Source organism: Pseudorhizobium endolithicum, assembly GCF_902153245.2.
Lineage (GTDB): Bacteria > Pseudomonadota > Alphaproteobacteria > Rhizobiales > Rhizobiaceae > Neorhizobium > Neorhizobium endolithicum.
Map to the genome: position 1 here is coordinate 131,752 of NZ_CABFWF030000001.1, position 15,786 is coordinate 147,537.

Annotated in this window: 23 protein-coding genes and 3 tRNA genes; 16 read left to right on the top strand and 10 right to left on the bottom strand. The window is 63.0% G+C overall.

Annotated features, from left to right (window positions below):
* Positions 1 to 2: 2 nt before the first annotated feature.
* From RTCK_RS00795 to RTCK_RS00850, 12 genes are all read left to right on the top strand, one after another.
* A complete protein-coding gene (locus RTCK_RS00795; protein WP_142590869.1) occupies positions 3 to 413 on the top strand; it encodes a recombination protein NinB in 411 nt (136 codons plus the stop codon).
* Complete coding sequence (locus tag RTCK_RS00800) at positions 410 to 628, top strand: hypothetical protein (RefSeq protein ID WP_142590871.1); 219 nt, start codon at positions 410 to 412, stop codon at positions 626 to 628. Before RTCK_RS00795 ends, RTCK_RS00800 begins: the two co-directional genes overlap by 4 nt.
* A complete protein-coding gene (locus RTCK_RS00805) occupies positions 625 to 891 on the top strand; it encodes a hypothetical protein (protein ID WP_142590873.1) in 267 nt (88 codons plus the stop codon). The genes RTCK_RS00800 and RTCK_RS00805 overlap by 4 nt, the downstream gene beginning before the upstream one ends.
* Positions 888 to 1,271: a hypothetical protein gene (locus tag RTCK_RS00810; RefSeq protein ID WP_142590875.1), complete on the top strand. Its 384-nt coding sequence runs from the start codon at positions 888 to 890 to the stop codon at positions 1,269 to 1,271. The genes RTCK_RS00805 and RTCK_RS00810 overlap by 4 nt, the downstream gene beginning before the upstream one ends.
* A complete protein-coding gene (locus RTCK_RS00815) occupies positions 1,271 to 1,657 on the top strand; it encodes a DUF968 domain-containing protein (RefSeq protein ID WP_142590877.1) in 387 nt (128 codons plus the stop codon). The genes RTCK_RS00810 and RTCK_RS00815 overlap by 1 nt, the downstream gene beginning before the upstream one ends.
* Positions 1,654 to 2,079, top strand: coding sequence for a hypothetical protein (locus RTCK_RS00820; RefSeq protein ID WP_142590879.1), 426 nt, complete (start codon positions 1,654 to 1,656; stop codon positions 2,077 to 2,079). Before RTCK_RS00815 ends, RTCK_RS00820 begins: the two co-directional genes overlap by 4 nt.
* Positions 2,076 to 2,795 (top strand): DNA-methyltransferase, encoded by a 720-nt coding sequence (locus tag RTCK_RS00825; protein WP_142590881.1) that lies wholly within the window; start codon positions 2,076 to 2,078, stop codon positions 2,793 to 2,795. The genes RTCK_RS00820 and RTCK_RS00825 overlap by 4 nt, the downstream gene beginning before the upstream one ends.
* A 241-nt stretch (positions 2,796 to 3,036) precedes the next feature.
* Positions 3,037 to 3,261, top strand: coding sequence for a hypothetical protein (locus RTCK_RS00830; RefSeq protein ID WP_142590883.1), 225 nt, complete (start codon positions 3,037 to 3,039; stop codon positions 3,259 to 3,261).
* A complete protein-coding gene (locus RTCK_RS00835; protein ID WP_142590885.1) occupies positions 3,258 to 3,461 on the top strand; it encodes a hypothetical protein in 204 nt (67 codons plus the stop codon). The genes RTCK_RS00830 and RTCK_RS00835 overlap by 4 nt, the downstream gene beginning before the upstream one ends.
* Entirely contained in the window at positions 3,458 to 3,991 is a 534-nt protein-coding gene (locus RTCK_RS00840; protein WP_142590887.1) for a hypothetical protein, read from the top strand. Before RTCK_RS00835 ends, RTCK_RS00840 begins: the two co-directional genes overlap by 4 nt.
* Entirely contained in the window at positions 3,988 to 4,167 is a 180-nt protein-coding gene (locus RTCK_RS00845; protein WP_142520381.1) for a hypothetical protein, read from the top strand. Before RTCK_RS00840 ends, RTCK_RS00845 begins: the two co-directional genes overlap by 4 nt.
* Positions 4,167 to 5,201, top strand: coding sequence for a site-specific integrase (locus tag RTCK_RS00850; RefSeq protein ID WP_235988447.1), 1,035 nt, complete (start codon positions 4,167 to 4,169; stop codon positions 5,199 to 5,201). Before RTCK_RS00845 ends, RTCK_RS00850 begins: the two co-directional genes overlap by 1 nt.
* Before the next feature lie 61 nt (positions 5,202 to 5,262).
* On the opposite strand, the gene RTCK_RS00855 is transcribed toward RTCK_RS00850, so the two are convergent.
* From RTCK_RS00855 to RTCK_RS00875, 5 genes are all read right to left on the bottom strand, one after another.
* Positions 5,263 to 5,339: transfer RNA gene (locus RTCK_RS00855), tRNA-Arg, on the bottom strand.
* Positions 5,340 to 5,361: 22 nt separating this feature from the next.
* Complete coding sequence (locus RTCK_RS00860) at positions 5,362 to 5,667, bottom strand: ETC complex I subunit (protein ID WP_142520380.1); 306 nt, start codon at positions 5,665 to 5,667, stop codon at positions 5,362 to 5,364.
* A gap of 53 nt (positions 5,668 to 5,720) precedes the next feature.
* Positions 5,721 to 5,797 (bottom strand) — tRNA-Pro (locus tag RTCK_RS00865).
* 121 nt (positions 5,798 to 5,918) lie between these two features.
* Positions 5,919 to 6,395 carry a DUF192 domain-containing protein gene (locus tag RTCK_RS00870; protein WP_142590889.1) on the bottom strand — a complete coding sequence of 159 codons (477 nt, stop codon included), beginning with the start codon at positions 6,393 to 6,395 and terminating at the stop codon, positions 5,919 to 5,921.
* Positions 6,395 to 6,973 (bottom strand): cold-shock protein, encoded by a 579-nt coding sequence (locus tag RTCK_RS00875; RefSeq protein ID WP_142520378.1) that lies wholly within the window; start codon positions 6,971 to 6,973, stop codon positions 6,395 to 6,397. The genes RTCK_RS00870 and RTCK_RS00875 overlap by 1 nt, the downstream gene beginning before the upstream one ends.
* Positions 6,974 to 7,163: 190 nt before the next feature.
* On the opposite strand from RTCK_RS00875, the gene RTCK_RS00880 reads away from it, so the two are divergent.
* The 3 genes from RTCK_RS00880 to RTCK_RS00890 all read left to right on the top strand — a co-directional run bounded on the left by RTCK_RS00880 (position 7,164) and on the right by RTCK_RS00890 (position 8,424).
* Positions 7,164 to 7,601, top strand: coding sequence for a VOC family protein (locus RTCK_RS00880; protein WP_142590891.1), 438 nt, complete (start codon positions 7,164 to 7,166; stop codon positions 7,599 to 7,601).
* 76 nt (positions 7,602 to 7,677) lie between these two features.
* Positions 7,678 to 8,229 carry a hypothetical protein gene (locus tag RTCK_RS00885; RefSeq protein WP_142590894.1) on the top strand — a complete coding sequence of 184 codons (552 nt, stop codon included), beginning with the start codon at positions 7,678 to 7,680 and terminating at the stop codon, positions 8,227 to 8,229.
* A gap of 120 nt (positions 8,230 to 8,349) precedes the next feature.
* Positions 8,350 to 8,424 (top strand) — tRNA-Glu (locus RTCK_RS00890).
* A gap of 19 nt (positions 8,425 to 8,443) precedes the next feature.
* On the opposite strand, the gene recJ is transcribed toward RTCK_RS00890, so the two are convergent.
* The 5 genes from recJ to RTCK_RS00915 all read right to left on the bottom strand — a co-directional run bounded on the left by recJ (position 8,444) and on the right by RTCK_RS00915 (position 13,808).
* Positions 8,444 to 10,279, bottom strand: a complete 1,836-nt coding sequence (gene recJ, locus RTCK_RS00895; protein ID WP_142590896.1) for a single-stranded-DNA-specific exonuclease RecJ — start codon at positions 10,277 to 10,279, stop codon at positions 8,444 to 8,446.
* An 81-nt stretch (positions 10,280 to 10,360) separates the two neighbouring features.
* Positions 10,361 to 10,573: a hypothetical protein gene (locus RTCK_RS00900; protein ID WP_142590897.1), complete on the bottom strand. Its 213-nt coding sequence runs from the start codon at positions 10,571 to 10,573 to the stop codon at positions 10,361 to 10,363.
* A gap of 142 nt (positions 10,574 to 10,715) precedes the next feature.
* Positions 10,716 to 12,038 carry a homoserine dehydrogenase gene (locus tag RTCK_RS00905; protein WP_142590899.1) on the bottom strand — a complete coding sequence of 441 codons (1,323 nt, stop codon included), beginning with the start codon at positions 12,036 to 12,038 and terminating at the stop codon, positions 10,716 to 10,718.
* 52 nt (positions 12,039 to 12,090) lie between these two features.
* Positions 12,091 to 13,311 carry an LL-diaminopimelate aminotransferase gene (locus RTCK_RS00910; protein ID WP_142520373.1) on the bottom strand — a complete coding sequence of 407 codons (1,221 nt, stop codon included), beginning with the start codon at positions 13,309 to 13,311 and terminating at the stop codon, positions 12,091 to 12,093.
* Positions 13,312 to 13,409: 98 nt separating this feature from the next.
* Positions 13,410 to 13,808 (bottom strand): hypothetical protein, encoded by a 399-nt coding sequence (locus RTCK_RS00915; protein WP_142590901.1) that lies wholly within the window; start codon positions 13,806 to 13,808, stop codon positions 13,410 to 13,412.
* 128 nt (positions 13,809 to 13,936) lie between these two features.
* Here RTCK_RS00915 and RTCK_RS00920 point away from each other — a divergent pair, with 128 nt between their 5' ends.
* Positions 13,937 to 15,781: a PHA/PHB synthase family protein gene (locus RTCK_RS00920; RefSeq protein WP_142520371.1), complete on the top strand. Its 1,845-nt coding sequence runs from the start codon at positions 13,937 to 13,939 to the stop codon at positions 15,779 to 15,781.
* Positions 15,782 to 15,786 lie beyond the last annotated feature (5 nt).

Genomic DNA, 15,786 nt, shown 5'->3' on the forward strand with positions numbered 1-15,786 from the left:
TCATGGGACGGGCGCTTCTTGTTCTGGCGAACGATTCCTTCCGCCAGAAAGCTATCGACTGGATCAGGCGAGCGCCCTTCGACACTCGCGTCGAGTTCAAAGGGCCAAAGCGGACCCTGCCCCAGAATGACCGGATGTGGGCGATGTTGACCGATCTGTCGGTCCAACTGGTCTGGCACGGCCAGCGAATGGCTCCCGACGACTGGAAGCTAGTCATGCTTGATGCGCTGCGCCGGGAGACTGGCGAGCAGCTTCGCATCGTCCCCAACTCCGACGGGACAGGCTTCGTCAATCTCAGCACGTCGTCATCCGATCTTTCGAAGGACGAGATGACGGCTCTCATCGAAATCATCTTCGCCTTCGGTGCTCAGCATGGCGTCGAATGGACCGAGCCGAAAGGGAAAGCAGCATGACCTGCACCTGCATCGAAACCGTCAACGAAAAGCTGGCCGAGCGCAACACCCGTCTGACGCTTCCCCTCGTCTTCGGACGCAAGCCGGGCGAGCCCGAGCGCCTGATGATCGTCACCGAGCAGATCGAAACCGGACGAGGCAAGGCCAAGGCCGTCGGCATGTTCGCAACCTGCTGCCCGTTCTGCGGCGTGAAGTACGAAGGAGCGGCAGCATGACCACTGTCCGCCAGCACGAGCGCCAGAAGCCTCGCAAGCCAGAGGCCTACATCGAGACCCACCTCGCCCTCTTCTCCCGCCGTGCCGACCGCATAGCGTTCTGCCAGAGGCATGGAATCCAGCTCGTCGGATATGACGACCCTCGTCTGTCCAAGCCGACCGCGGATCCGGTTCCCGGGCACGGCCGGTCGCTCACGGAAATAGCCGCACAACTTATGGGACTGGCAAAGCTGGCGAAGAATATCGGGAAGGCACGGCAATGATGGAAACAATCATCTGCTGCCGCTGCGGGATCCGTTTCGATGTGTCAAAGACGTGGAAAGCCGCCCGACTCAACGACAAGGCAACGTTCTACTGCCCAAATGGGGATGCGCAACACTTCACGGAAAGCGAGCTGGACCGTGTGCGCCGCGAGCGCGACCGCCTGAAGCAGCAGATCGCGGAGCGCGACGACAGCATCGCCCGCGCCCGTCAAAGAGCAGATGCCGCGGAGCGATCAGCATCCGCTCGTAAGGGCGTCATCACCCGTTTGAAGCGGCGAGCGGCGGCCGGCGTCTGCCCGTGCTGCAATCGCACCTTCGAAAACCTGCTGCGGCACATGTCGAGCCAGCACCCGACTTTCGCGGCTGAGGAGGTGAAGTGATGGCTTTCGCAATCCGCCGCCCGGCAACGGCATTCTCAAGCGACCCGTCAGACAAGGCGCAGAAGCGGATCACCGACGACCGTCACCTCGCGTTCATCCGGACCCTCCCGAGCGTCCTGTCGGGCGTCTACGGCTGCGAGGCCTGCCATATTCGGTACGGAGACCCGATGTACCGGAAGAAGCACACCGGCAAGGCACAGAAGCCCGATGATGCATGGACGATCCCGCTCACGCCGGACGAGCATCGCGACCAGCATGCCTCGAACGAGCGGGAATGGTGGCTTGCACAGGGAATTGATCCGCTCCGGATCGCGCTCCAGCTCTACGCCGTCACCGGCAACACCGAAGCAGCAACGAAAATTATTCTGGAGGCTCGGAAGCAATGACCACAGACAAGGCAATGGTGACGGATGAATTTCGGCGGCTACTTGCTGCCATCCCACCGACAGATCGCGGCTATTCGTGGGAACTGAAGGATGCTCTCGGGAGCGAGGCGTTCCGCGGCTATGGGCCGGTTGCCACCGCGTGCAAGTTCATGATGGACAACACCGCCGCCCTTTCCGCCGCCCTCGCACAAGCGGGACAGCCCGTGGCGTACCCTAAAATTATGTACGTCTGCGAACGGTGCTACGACGACAATCCAGAAATGTGCGGGCACGACCGCACCGACATCTATGTGACGAAAAGCGGGAAGTGGCTCTGCGACGGCTGCATTGACGATGAAGGTATTTCCGCCGGCGACTGCGTATCGCCGCCAGTCCTATACACCCACCCATCCGTATCGAATTTGAGTGGGAGTGCGGAATGACTCTCGCCCTTGGTGATTGCTTCGACATCCTGCCGACCCTGGCTGACAAGTCTGTGTCGCTCGTCTTGGCAGACCTGCCTTACGGCACGACGCAGAATAAATGGGACAGCGTTCTAGATCTCCAGCGCCTGTGGGCGGAATACGACCGTGTCTGCACTGGAGCCGTAATTTTGTTCAGCCAGGGTGTGTTCACGGCTCAAGTCATCGCGTCCAACGTCAGCGCCTTCAGATACAAACTGGTATGGGAAAAGTCGAAGCCGACGAACTTCCTGAACGTCAGCAGGCAACCGCTTCGAAAGCACGAGGACATCTGTGTATTCTACCGGTCGCAGCCGACCTACAACCCGCAGAAATCCGAAGGAAAGCCCTACAGCAAGGGCGTTCGGAAGGATCAGTTAACAGGCTCCTACGGTGATTTCGCCCCGGTTCTTGTGGCGAGTGAGGGTGGGCGTCACCCGACTGACATCATCTACCACAAGACGGCAGAGAGCGAGGGTCCTGTTGTACACCCGACGCAAAAGCCAGTCGGTCTGCTTGAATACCTCATCAAAACCTACACCAACCCCGGTGATATCGTCCTCGATAACGCGATGGGCAGCGGCTCTACGTGCGTAGCCGCGTCGAGGACAGGTCGCCGATTCATCGGCATTGAGAAAGACCCCGGATTTTTCGCAATCGCAGAACAGCGGCTCACGGCCGAAAGCGAGGCAGCATGACCACCGACCAAAACCAACCTCCCGTGTCGAATTTGCAGCCGCCGGAAGATTGGCTGATCGTACCGAGAGTTGCGTCAAAGGAGATGCAGGAAGCTGCGATGCACTACCTTCTCAGGACGGGAAATATCTACGCTCGCGACGAAGAAACGGTTGTAGTTGAAACGACAACACCAGGGGACGTTTGGAGGGCAATGCTTGACGCTGCTCCGACACACCCCGCACCGAAACCGGACGGCACATCATGAGCGAAGAGCAAGCCGTCCTCGATCTCGTGAAGGCACTCGGCGCCGTCCTCCACGGCTGCAAGCACGATTCCGTCATGTCAGCGCTTGGCACTGTCACTCTGCTCGCGATCGTGGATTGCGCTGAAGATCGCGACGAGGCCGAGGCAATGGCTGAGGAGTTTGCGGAGGTCATCAACGAGGCAGTAGCCGAAGCCATGGACGGGGAATTGCCAAGCCGATGACCGTCATCCGCCACGAAGGCCAGTTGCAGGTCACCTGCGATGCCTGCCCCCTCACCTACCGTCGCACGTATGCCGAAGAGGATTTCAAGATCCTCGTCGAGGAGATCAAGGCTGAAGGCTGGAAGATCGAGCGCCAGGGCGCCGAGTGGCGCCACACCTGTTCCGACTGCGCCAAGTGGGCTGCAGGGAGGCTGATATGAACCTTTCCGAAGCAAAGGCCCTGCTTCCGGAAATCCGAGGCGTGATCGAGCTCGCCAGCGAAGACTGGGCAGCAAGCTACAGCGTCACGAACGGACGCTCGCAGATCTGTGGCCGCGATCCGATGACCGGCGAGATCTACCCGATCGCCACCCTTGAAAAGGCTATCACGACGGACGATCGCCAGCTCATGCGCAAGGCGCCGCTCTACGTCCGGGCACTGCTGATGCTCCGCGACGAAGCTGTCCGCGCGTACCTGGAAGCGACCAGGCCGCCACCGGAGCCGAAGCCCGATCCGAAGGACTTCGCGGCCGAAGTTTCGATGAAGTGCAAGAACGATCGCGCCTTTGCCCGCTACCTGGAGGAGCGCCACGAGTTGCAGGACGCATCGAACGGCGAACGCATCAAGACTCGCGTCCGCTCCATCCTGGCCGTCCAGTCGCTCGCCGAGCTCAACACCGATCCGCAAGCAGCCGAACGCTGGAAGGCGTTGCGTAGCGACTTCAAAACATGGCTGAGGATAAGCAGATGACCAGTCCTGCCCTGGTGAGAGCTGCGGACCTGAAGCGCATGGCGGATGTTGCCAAGGCGAAGAACGTCACCGTCTGGATCGAGATCAACGGGCGCAGGATCGGCGTCTCGCCGGACTTGCCGCCAATTGACAGCGGAGCGAAGCCGACTCAGAAGTATGAGGACTTTGACCTCTGATGAGCGACATGCCGCGCAAACCTTACCTCTCTCGCGAAAAGACCCGCCACGGCAAGTTCGTTTGGTATTTCAAGCGCAATGGAAAGCGCATCCGGCTTCCGGAGCCTTACGGCAGTGACGCCTTCAACGAGGCTTACGAGAAAGCCCTATCCGGCCACGACACGATCATAAAAAAGGAAAAGGCGAGAAGCGGTTCGCTGAAATTGCTCATAGATCAATACAAGCGGAGCGCTGCCTTTGCCCAGCTGGCGCCCTCGACCCGTCGGGCGCGCGACAACATCCTGAAGCAGGTGATCGCTGATCCGAGAAACGCGGACGGCCCGTTCGCCGCCGTCACGAAGGCGACGATCAAGAAGGGCATGGATAAGCGCGCAGCCACGCCGAACGCCGCGAATAACTTTCTGAAGACGATGAGCCACCTGTTCAAGTGGGCGGTCGAGGCGGAGCACATCGAGATCAACCCATGCCACGGGGTTTCGAAAGTCGGCGTGAAATCGGATGGCTTTCATACGTGGACGGTCGACCAGGTGGAGCAGTATCGCAGTTTTCACAAGCTCGGCACGAAGCCGCGGCTCGCGATCGACATCCTGCTCTTTCTTGGCCTCAGGCGCTCTGATGCCGTCGTTGTCGGTCGCCAGCACATGAAGGACGGCGTCATCTCCCTGCGCACGCAGAAGACTGGCCAGTGGGTCTATCTGCCCGTTTTCAAGCACCTGCAGGAATCAATCGACGCGACACCGACAGGCGATCTGGCCTTCCTGACCACGGAAAAAGGCAAACCCTTCAGTTCGGCCGCGTCATTCGGGAACTGGTTCGCGAAGCAATGCACGGCAGCTCGGCTGCCTGACGAGTGCCGCGCCCACGGCCTCCGGAAAGCCGGCGCCACGATTGCAGCCGACGAAGGCGCGACGGCTCATGAACTCATGGCGATGTTCGGATGGTCACGGCTTTCCATGGCCGAGGTCTACACGAAGGAAGCCGACAAAAAACGCCTCGCAAGAGGCGCATCGGAACGTCTGTCGAACAGAATGTAAGTCGCACCCTCGTCCCCGAGCGGTCGCACCTTCAACAGAAACAACAGGTTAGGTATGGTTTTGGCGACCCCTGCAGGACTCGAACCTGCGACCTACTGCTTAGAAGGCAGTTGCTCTATCCAGTTGAGCTAAGGGGCCGGATGCGGCGGATGGCGATGTTTCAGTGCGTCCAGGGCTGGATGCGGTTGTAACGGAAATTGTCCGTGTAGGAGACGATCTGGCGCGCCACTTCCTTAGGCGGGATGACGCGGTACGCGATCCCCTCGCGCTTCGCATAGGCTTCCGCCTGCTCCTGGCTCTCGAAGGTCAAGCGTACCTGCTGGCGCATGTCGGAAGACGACGTGTATCCCAGAATGGGATCGATGCGCCGCGGCGCCTCCTGGTCGAACTCCAGGACCCAGAGATGGGTCTTGGCCTTTCCGGACTGCATGGCGGTTTTGGCAGGACGATAGATCTTGGCGGACATTCCCGACGACGCTCCCTGAATGGGCCGGACTGCTGCTGGCCTCATCCGGCGCGTGGTCGGAGTGGAGAGATTCGAACTCCCGACCCTCTGGTCCCAAACCAGATGCGCTACCAGACTGCGCTACACTCCGTTTCCACGTTGACCAGCGAGATACACGCTTCGATGCGGCCCCGCAACAGCAAAATCCAACGAGGACGCCCCGCCGGCGGTTCCGCCCAAGGTTCCCCAGAGGCTCCCCCGAGGTTCCCTTGTCAGCGGGCGGCCTCCACCCGCTTCGACATCACCCGGTCCCCCGCCTCGATGCCCAGGGCAGCCGCGCGTCCGCCGTTCAATTCGAGGACGAAGTGCACCGGCCCGCGCGAATCGATGATCGTCCTTGAAAAAGGGACGGCTCGCCTGTGGATGTGGGATATTGTTCCGTCGCGCTGGATGAACAGCATGTCGAGCGGCAGCGGCGTGTTCTGCATCCACATGGATACCGGGCGCATTTCGCCGAAGTCGAACAGCATGCCGTGGTCCGGCGGCATGCTCTCCCGGTACATCAGGCCCTGGGCCCGCTGCTCCACGGTCAGCGCCAGTTCCACCGTGAAGCTGTGGGTCTTCCCCGACTTCGTCTGGATCAGCAGCTGTTCCTGCTCAAAACTCTGCTGCGCCTGCGCATGGCCGAAGGCAAACAGGAAGATCGCGGTCAGGACTGCATGGAACAAGGCTTCGGGCCGCCTCGGCATCAATGGGCCCGTGCGATGGGACCGGGATTGTCCGGATGGATTTCGGCCGCCATCAGCCCTTTGTCTCCCGGCCCGTAGCGAACCAGCACCACCTGCCCCGGACGCAGTTCCGTGAGCCCGAAGCGGCGGAGTGTCTCCATGTGGACGAAGATGTCCTCCGTCCCCTCGCCCCGGGTCAGGAAGCCGAAGCCCTTGGTGCGGTTGAACCACTTCACCAGCGCACGCTCCAGCCCGCTGGTCGGCGTGACCTGGACATGCGTCCTGACGGGCGGAAGCTGCGACGGATGAACCGCCGTCGACTGGTCCATGGACAGGATGCGGAATGCCTGGTAGCCGCGATCGCGCTTGTGGATGAGCGCGACGATACGCGTACCTTCCAGAATGGTCTGGTAGCCGTCGCGCCTCAGGCAGGTCACGTGCAGCAGTACATCCTGCATGCCGTTGTCCGGCACGATGAAGCCGAATCCCTTGGCCACGTCGAACCACTTGACGACACCGGTAATCTCGATCAGATCGACAGGCTCTCCGACGATGTCGTCAATCCCGGCCACGCCCTTCGCTGACATACGGTCTGCCATCTGTGTCGGCCCCTTGATTACGCGCTACAGCTAGGTGAACTGATTCTGAAGGTGAGATTAACATTGCGTTAACCCTTCAGCGCAAGTCCCCGTCTAGGAAATATCCATCTCCCTGCTATCTCCGCAGGCTTGCCCGGAGCTTTCCGAGGGGAGCATATGGGCCATCACGACCAAAAAACGGAGACCACCGATGCGTTACCTTCACACCATGGTCCGGATCAGGGACCTCGACTCCTCCATGCGTTTCTATACCGATCTCTTCGGCCTCCAGGAGGTGCGGCGGATCGAAAACGAGAAGGGGCGCTTCACACTGATCTTCCTGGCGGCGCCGGAGGATGTCGAGGCGGCCCGCACCGGTGCCCCCTGCCTCGAGCTCACCTATAACTGGGACCCCGAGGATTACACCGGCGGCCGCAATTTCGGACATCTCGCCTACGAGGTAGACGATATCTACGGCTTCTGCAGGCGGCTGATGGAGAACGGCGTCACCATCAACCGTCCGCCGCGCGACGGACACATGGCCTTCGTCCGCTCGCCGGACGGCATCTCCATCGAGATCCTGCAGAAGGGTGAGCCGCTTCCAACGGCGGAGCCATGGGCGTCGATGCCCAATACCGGCAGTTGGTGACGTCTCCACCCTTGTTGTGAGCGGGGTGGCGAGTCACGCTACCGGCGTGATTCGCATCCCGGCAGCGGAGGCAGGCATGACGCCGCCCTATTCGATAAAATCCATCGGCAGAACGAGCCTCGTTGCAGCACTGGGCCTCCTTGCGATCGTTGCCCTGCCTTCCTGCTCGACCAGCAAGACGGGCCAGACCGCGGAGGCGCCGGCGGAAGCCGCCGATTCGCCGAAGGCCAGGGGCCTGCTGGCGAAGGGCGGCCAGACCGCCCGCGCCCGTTACATAGATCCTGCGCTCGTCTCGGCGCATTCACCGACGCTCGTTGCCGATGCCGCCACAGCCACTCCGGACGAGGAGGCCCCGCCTTCCGTCGACGGCACGGCTGGAGATGCGATGGCGCAAGGCGTGGTGACGCAACCGACGGGCATCCGTGCCGGGACCGTCAGCATCTTCTCCGGCGCGCCGGTATCCACCGCCCCGGTATCCGCCGGGCCCGCCGCGGCAGGATCGGTTCCCCCGCCGCCGCCCGGACGCATGGACGCGCGCGCCGGCAGCCTTTTCGGCAGTCCGCCGGCAGCAGCACCGGTCGTGGAGGCTTGCGGCACGGACCACCGGGGCCTTCCGATAAGCTGCTGAAATCTATCGGTCTCTTACCGGATGACAACCGCCCTCCGACTGTCATTTTTTTGAGGCAAATCGAATTTTGCCGCTTGCGGGATGAAAATCACCCCTCTATAAGGGCGCCACACCGCGCACGCGCCCTTCGTCTATCGGTTAGGACGCCAGATTTTCATTCTGGAAAGAGGGGTTCGACTCCCCTAGGGCGTGCCATTTCCTTTCAGAATCCACTTCAAGGCGCCGCTGCAGCATCCAGAATACGCAGCTGAATTCGGCGGCTCCCCTGCCAGTGATCGCCGTTCAGGCAGCTGGCGAGGTGGAGCTGGTTTCCACGCGAATTGAGCAATAGCTGGCCGAGCGGTGTATCCGCGCAACGGAAGGCAATGCCTTCCAGCCGCGACCCGTCCGCCGCTTCCAGAGTGACCTTCACATGGGCCACGCCCACCATACGTGCGTCCTTGACGCGGTGCGCGGGGATCGCGAACACCGGCTGAGGATGGCCGGATCCGTAGGGCCCTGCCTTCTCGAGCTGGTCGAGCATGTCGAGCGTCGCGCCCGAAGCGGAGAGCGCACCATCGATCTTCAAGACATGATTGGCGACCAGCGACGGCACGACATCGGCCGCCTTCTCCTCGAAGAAGGCCCGCAGTTGTCCGAGCTTCTGGCGCTCCACCGTAAGGCCCGCAGCCATGGCATGGCCTCCCCCCTTGAGCAGCAGGCCCTCGTCGACCGCGGCTCGAACCATCCTGCCCATGTCGAAGCCGTTGATCGAACGGCCGGAGCCGGTGCCCTTGCCCGACGAATCGAAGGCGATAGCGAAGGCGGGTCGCCGGAACTTCTCCTTCAGGCGCGCGGCCAGCAGCCCGACGATACCGGGATGCCAGTTGTCGCGCGCCGTCACCAGCACCGTCGCCGCCTCCCCGTCCCCATACTCGGCGGTCACCTCCGCCTCCGCCTCCGCAAGCATAGCGGTCTCCATGGCCTGCCGCTCGCGGTTGAGGTCGTCGAGACGGCCGGCGATCTCCTCGGCCGCCACCGAATCATCGAGCGTCAGCAGGCGGCTGCCGAGCGCCGCGTCGCTGATGCGTCCCCCGGCATTGATCCGGGGCCCCACCAGAAACCCGAGGTGGTACGGCGTGACGGGACCGCCGAGGCCGGCCTTCCGAAGCAGGGCCGCAAGCCCGGCATTGTTCATGTGGCGCGCCGCAAGCAGGCCCTTGACGACGAACGCCCGGTTGAGGCCCTTAAGGGGCACGACGTCGCACACGGTCGCGAGCGCGACCAGATCGAGCCAGGCCAGGAGATCGAGCGTCCTGGCCCGCGGCTCTCCCTTCTCCCGCAGGAGCCGTGCCGTCGCGACGAGCACCATGAAGACCACGCCCGCCGCGCACAGATGACCCTGCCCCGACAGGTCGTCCTCCCGGTTGGGGTTGACCAGCGCCAGACAATGCGGGAGCGCGTGCCCGAGCTGGTGGTGGTCGATCACCACCACGTCACACCCCTCCTCCCGCGCCGCGTCCAGGGCCTCGTGGCTGGTCGATCCGCAGTCGACCGTCACGATCAGCTGCGCGCCCCTCGCAATGAGCCGACGCATCGCTGCCGGGTTCGGCCCGTAGCCCTCGAAGATGCGATCGGGAATGTAGATTTCCGCCGTCACTCCGAAATGCGAAAGAAAGCGGTGCAGGAGCGCCGACGAGGCGGCACCATCGACGTCATAGTCGCCGAAGATCGCGACGCGTTCTCCGCGTCCGATCGCCAGCGCGATCCGCGTCGCTGCCTCCTCGCAGTCCGTCAGCCTGTATGGTTCCGGCATCAGGGCGCGGATCGTCGGATCGAGAAAGGCGGGCGCGTCATCGAGCCCTACCCCGCGGCCCGCCAGCACCCGCGCCACGAGGTCCGGGATACCGTGGACCTGGGTGATGGCCAAGGCGCGGTTCTCCGCTGCCTGGTCAAGCCGTGAGACCCACCGCTGCCCGCAGGCGGAGCGGTCGACGCCGAGAAAGGCCCGCGGCACCGGATCGACCGGAGCATCGGCAGTGGTGGCGAACGGCAGGTGTCTGGCTGTCATTCCGCCTTATTAGCCGATCCGGTGTTTTGACGGAATCACTTTAATTCGTCACGGTTCCGGCGTCCAAGCCGGCAAGCGCCTTCAAAGCAGCGCCAGCACCGTCCACGTCAGAACCGCCATCGGGGCCACGAGGACGAGCAGGATCGTCCAGTTGCGGCGCACCTCGGCATCGTCAGGATATTCCTGGTCGTTGGCATGCGCGGGCGTGGAACAGCCCGCCGTCTTCGCGACGGCGACTTTCGCCCCGCCGCCGGCCAGACGGAATGTCGGATGACCTGGGAGTTTCGAGATCACGCTAGCGCCTCCCCGCGAAGGTGATGTCGGACACAGCATATGCCGGGACCAGCGCCAGCGCCAGCTCCGTTTTCCGTTAAGCCGGTTTTCCAAACAGCCGCCCCGGCGGAGCCTCCATTGCTGGAAGCGCTGCAAGAGGTCCTCAGAAGGCCTTCGGGCGTTCGATGCGGATCACCTGCGGCTCGCCGACCAGATAGTCCTCCGCCTTGATCCCGGCGACGGCCTTGCGCACCGATTCTTCCGTCGTCGCGTGGGTGACGAGGATGATCGTCTTGGAACCGCCCGCCGCCCCGTTCGGACTTGCGCGCTGCACGATCGATTCCAGCGAGATGTTGTTTTCGGCCATTCGCGTGGCCACGCTTGCAAATACGCCGGTGCGATCGGCGACGGTGAGGCGAATGAAGTAGCCGCCCTCGTGGCTGCGCATCCGTGCCCGCTGGTAGGGAGCAAGGGCCGCCGCCGGCGTACCGAGGACCGGAACCCGCTGCGCTCCCGGCCTGCTCTTGGCGATGTCGGCGATATCGCCCAGGACAGCCGAGGCCGTTGCGTCGCCGCCGGCACCGGGCCCCACCATCAGAAGTTCACCGAGGATGTCCGATTCGATCGCGACGGCGTTGGTCACGCCATCCACCTGTGCGATCACCGTGTCCCGCGGCACCATCGTGGGGTGGACACGCTGTTCGATGCCGGACTCGGTCCGCTGCGCCACGCCGAGCAGCTTGATCCGGTAGCCGAGATCGGCGGCGGCCTCGATGTCCTCGATCGAGATGTTGCCGATCCCCTCGAGATAGATTTCGTCGGCAGCAATCTGCGTGCCGAATGCGAGGGTCGTCAGGATCGCAAGCTTGTGTGCCGTATCGTTCCCCTCGATATCGAAGGTGGGGTCCGCCTCCGCATAGCCGAGACGTTGCGCCTCCTTCAGGCAATCGGCGAAAGAAAGACCTTCCTTCTCCATCCGCGTCAGGATGTAGTTGCAGGTCCCGTTCATGATCCCGTAGATGCGTGCGACCTTGTTACCGGTCAGCGATTCCCGCAGGGCCTTGATGACCGGGATGCCGCCCGCCACCGCCGCCTCGAAATTCAGGAGGACGCCTTTCTCCTCCGCGATCGTCGCCAGTTCGACGCCGTGGCGCGCAAGCAATGCCTTGTTGGCCGTCACCACGTGAAGACCGCGCGTCAGGGCGGCCCGGACGGAACGGTCCGCCGCTCCCTCTGCGCCGCCGACGAGCTCGACGAACACGTCGATATCCGCACTCGCGGCCATCTCCTCGGGACTGTCGAACCAGGTCGCGCCGGACAGATCCACACCGCGATCGCGCGACCGGTCCCGTGCGCTGACGGCAGACACCTCGATGGCCCGTCCGCACGTCACCGCAAGCTCGTTTGCGCGCGTGGTGATGATCCGGACCAGGGAAGCGCCGACGGTTCCGAGACCCGCAATGCCAACCTTCAGGGCATCTGCCATGTTATCTTCCTGCGTCTGTAGGGGATCGGCAGCCCGGCCGGGCCGCCGGAGGTCAACGGCGGGCGTTCAGCGAAATCACGTTGTGCATGGTTTCGTCTGCCGTCGACAGGAACTTCTTGATGTTGCGGGCCGCCTGACGGATGCGGTGCTCGTTCTCCACCAGCGCCAGCCGAACATAGTCGTCGCCCATTTCGCCGAAGCCGACGCCCGGTGCGACGGCCACATCGGCCTTTTCCACGAGCAGCTTGGAGAACTCCAGCGAGCCCAGGTGCCGGAACTTCTCCGGGATCTTCGCCCAGGCGAACATGGTCGCAGCCGGCGGCGGCACCTCGAAGCCGGCCTTGCCGAAGCTCTCCACCATCACGTCGCGCCGGCGCTTGTAGACGTTGCGGACCTCCGCGATGTCGGAACCGTCGCCGTTCAGGGCATGGGTTGCCGCCACCTGGATCGGCGTGAAGGCGCCGTAGTCGAGATAGGACTTCACGCGTGTCAGCGCCGAGATCAGCCGCTCGTTGCCGACCGCAAAGCCCATGCGCCAGCCCGGCATGGAGAAGGTCTTGGACATGGACGTGAACTCGACGGTCACGTCGATGGCGCCCGGCACCTCCAGCACGGAGGGCGGCGGGTTGTTCTCGTCGAAGTAGATCTCCGAATAGGCGAGGTCGGAGAGCACGATGATGTCGTGCTTCTTCGCGAAGGCGATGACCTCCTTGTAGAAGTCGAGCGACGCGACATGAGCCGTCGGGTTCGACGGATAGTTGATGATCAGCGCCAGCGGCTTCGGGATCGAATGGCGGACCGCCCGCTCCAGCGGCGGGAAGAAGCTCTCGTCCGGCTCGACCGACATGGACCGGATCACGCCACCGGCCATCAGGAAGCCGAAGGCGTGGATGGGATAGGTGGGGTTCGGGCAGAGGATCACATCGCCCGGCGCCGTGATGGCCTGCGCCATGTTGGCGAAGCCTTCCTTGGAGCCGAGGGTCGCCACGACCTGGGTCTCGGGGTTGAGCTTCACGCCGAACCGGCGGGCATAGTAGGCCGCCTGCGCGCGGCGCAGACCGGGTATGCCCTTGGAGGAAGAATAGCGGTGCGTGCGCGGGTCCTGCACCACTTCACAGAGCTTGTCGACGATGTTCTTCGGTGTCGGAAGGTCGGGGTTTCCCATGCCGAGATCGATGATGTCGGCGCCTGCCGCTCGTGCGCTGGCCTTCAAACGGTTGACCTGTTCGAAGACGTAGGGTGGCAATCGGCGGACTTTGTGAAACTCTTCCATGACTTTCCCCGTGAAGAGACGCGCGGCAAGTTGCGGCGCAGGGATATTGCCTCTCGGCGATTTGCTGATTTGCTGCCAATCCGCCGCAAACGCAAGCGTTAATTGGCGATTGCCGCCTCGGCCTCGCGGCCGTGTTCGGCGGCAAGCCGGCGCAGCTCTGCAAGCCGGCGCCTGTATTCGGCTTCCGATACGCTGCCGTTCGCACGCGCGGCGGCGAGCGCCGAAAGCTGGGCCTCCGATCCGGCGGCCTCGTCGTCGGCGATCTGCACATTGGCCGCCGTCAGCCTTCGGTCGAAGGTCGGATAGGTTCCGCTGTCGCGCTTGGCGATCGGCCCGGTCGGCGGCGGTGGCGCGTCGGAGACGACGGTCGCGGTCGGAGCGGTGTTGGGTATTCCGTCGTCGAGGGCGAAGCTGTTGCAGCCGGCCAGCAGAATCGGCAGCGCGCCGATGCCGAGGATGAGCGGCGCCCTGGCCGCAAAATACCTGATCTTTTCCATGTTCTTCGCCCGTTCCGGCACTTTCGCCACGACGCGATTTTTAGCGCCGATCGCTGGCACTTGTATTCGTTTTCGGGCACAATGTACAAAAATAATCAAACAACAAGAACATCCTGCGGGAGGAACGATTGACCGACAGACGGGAGGAGAAGGAGACCGGCGGCCAAGGCTTTTCCGGTTTCGACCCGAAGTCGATCGAGTCCTATGTCGTGAAGGACCCGCAGGCCCTGACCCTCAATCTCGCCAGGGCCCTGGAGCATCTCGGGCAGGCGGCTTCGGAATGGCTCGCGTCACGGGAGCGGGGCGAAGCCTCTGATGCCGCTGCCGATCCGGCGACCGATCTCGTCAGGACGCTGTCGCAGGTGGCCCAATACTGGGTATCCGACCCGAAACGCACGCTGGAAGCGCAGACCCTGCTTCTCTCCAGCTATATGGGTATCTGGACCCGCACATTGGCGCAGATGTCTGGCGCGCCGGCACCGGAGCCCGAGCCCTTCCCGAAGGACAAGCGCTTCACCGACGAGGATTGGACCAGGAACCCCTTCTTCGCCTTTCTTCGACAAGCCTACCAGGTGACCGTTTCCTGGGCGGAAAAGCTGGTGACGGAGGCGGAGGGCCTCGACGACCACGCGCGGCTCAAGGCGACCTTCTATGTCCGGCAACTCACGGCCGCCCTGTCGCCCGCGAATTTCGCCCTGACCAACCCGGAGGTCTATCGGCATACGGTGGCGACCAGCGGCGCGAACCTCGTCGAGGGCATGCGCATGCTGGCCGAGGACGTGGCCGCCGGTGGCGGTGAACTGCGGCTTCGCCACACGGATCACAAGCAGTTCAAGGTCGGCGAAAACCTCGCCTTGACCCCAGGTAAGGTGATCGCCCAGAGCGAAGTCTGCGAGATCATCCAGTACGACGCGTCGACCGAGACTGTCCTCAAGCGGCCGCTGCTGATCGTGCCGCCATGGATCAACAAGTTCTACATTCTCGACCTGACGCCGCAGAAGAGCTTCATCAAGTGGTGCGTGGACCACGGCCACACCGTCTTCGTCATCTCCTGGGTGAACCCGGACGAGCGCCATGCGAGGAAGGACTGGGAAGCCTATATCGAGGAAGGTATCGAATTCGCGCTGGAGACGGTGGAGAAGGCAACCGGCGAGCGGGAAGTCAATGCAATCGGCTATTGCGTCGGCGGTACGCTCCTCGCAGCAGCACTGGCGCTGCACGCGCAGAAGAAGGACAGTCGCATCGCCTCGGCGACCTTTTTGACGACCCAGGTGGACTTCACGCTCGCCGGCGACCTCAAGGTCTTCGTCGACGAGGAGCAGTTGGCTGCTATCCAGAAGCAGATGGAAAAGACCGGCTACCTCGAAGGCTCGCGCATGGCCAACGCCTTCAACATGCTGCGGGCCTCGGAACTGATCTGGCCTTATGTCGTCAACAACTACCTGATGGGCAAGGAGCCCCTGCCCTTCGACCTTCTCTACTGGAATGCCGATTCCACCCGCATGGCGGCTGCAAATCACGCCTACTACCTGCGTAATTGCTACCTCGACAACACCTTGAGCAAGGGCGAGATGAAGCTCGCAGGCCGGGTGATCTCGCTGAAGGACGTCAAGATACCGATCTACAACCTCGCGACCCGCGAGGATCACATCGCGCCCCCGCGCTCGGTGTTCAAAGGCTCGGACCTGTTCGGCGGACCGGTGGAATTCGTCCTGAGCGGCTCCGGCCACATCGCCGGCGTCGTCAACCCGCCGGACAAACAGAAGTACCAGTACTGGACAAACGGCAAGCCCCGCGGCGATTTCGATGAATGGGTTGCGAAGGCAAGGGAAACCAAGGGTTCGTGGTGGCCGCACTGGCACGCCTGGATCGAGAAACGCAGCAAGGAGCGCGTCGGTGCCCGCAAGCCCGGCGGCGCCGCCCTGAACGCCATCGGCGACGCACCGGGCACCTACGTCCTCGAACGAGTCTGACGGCA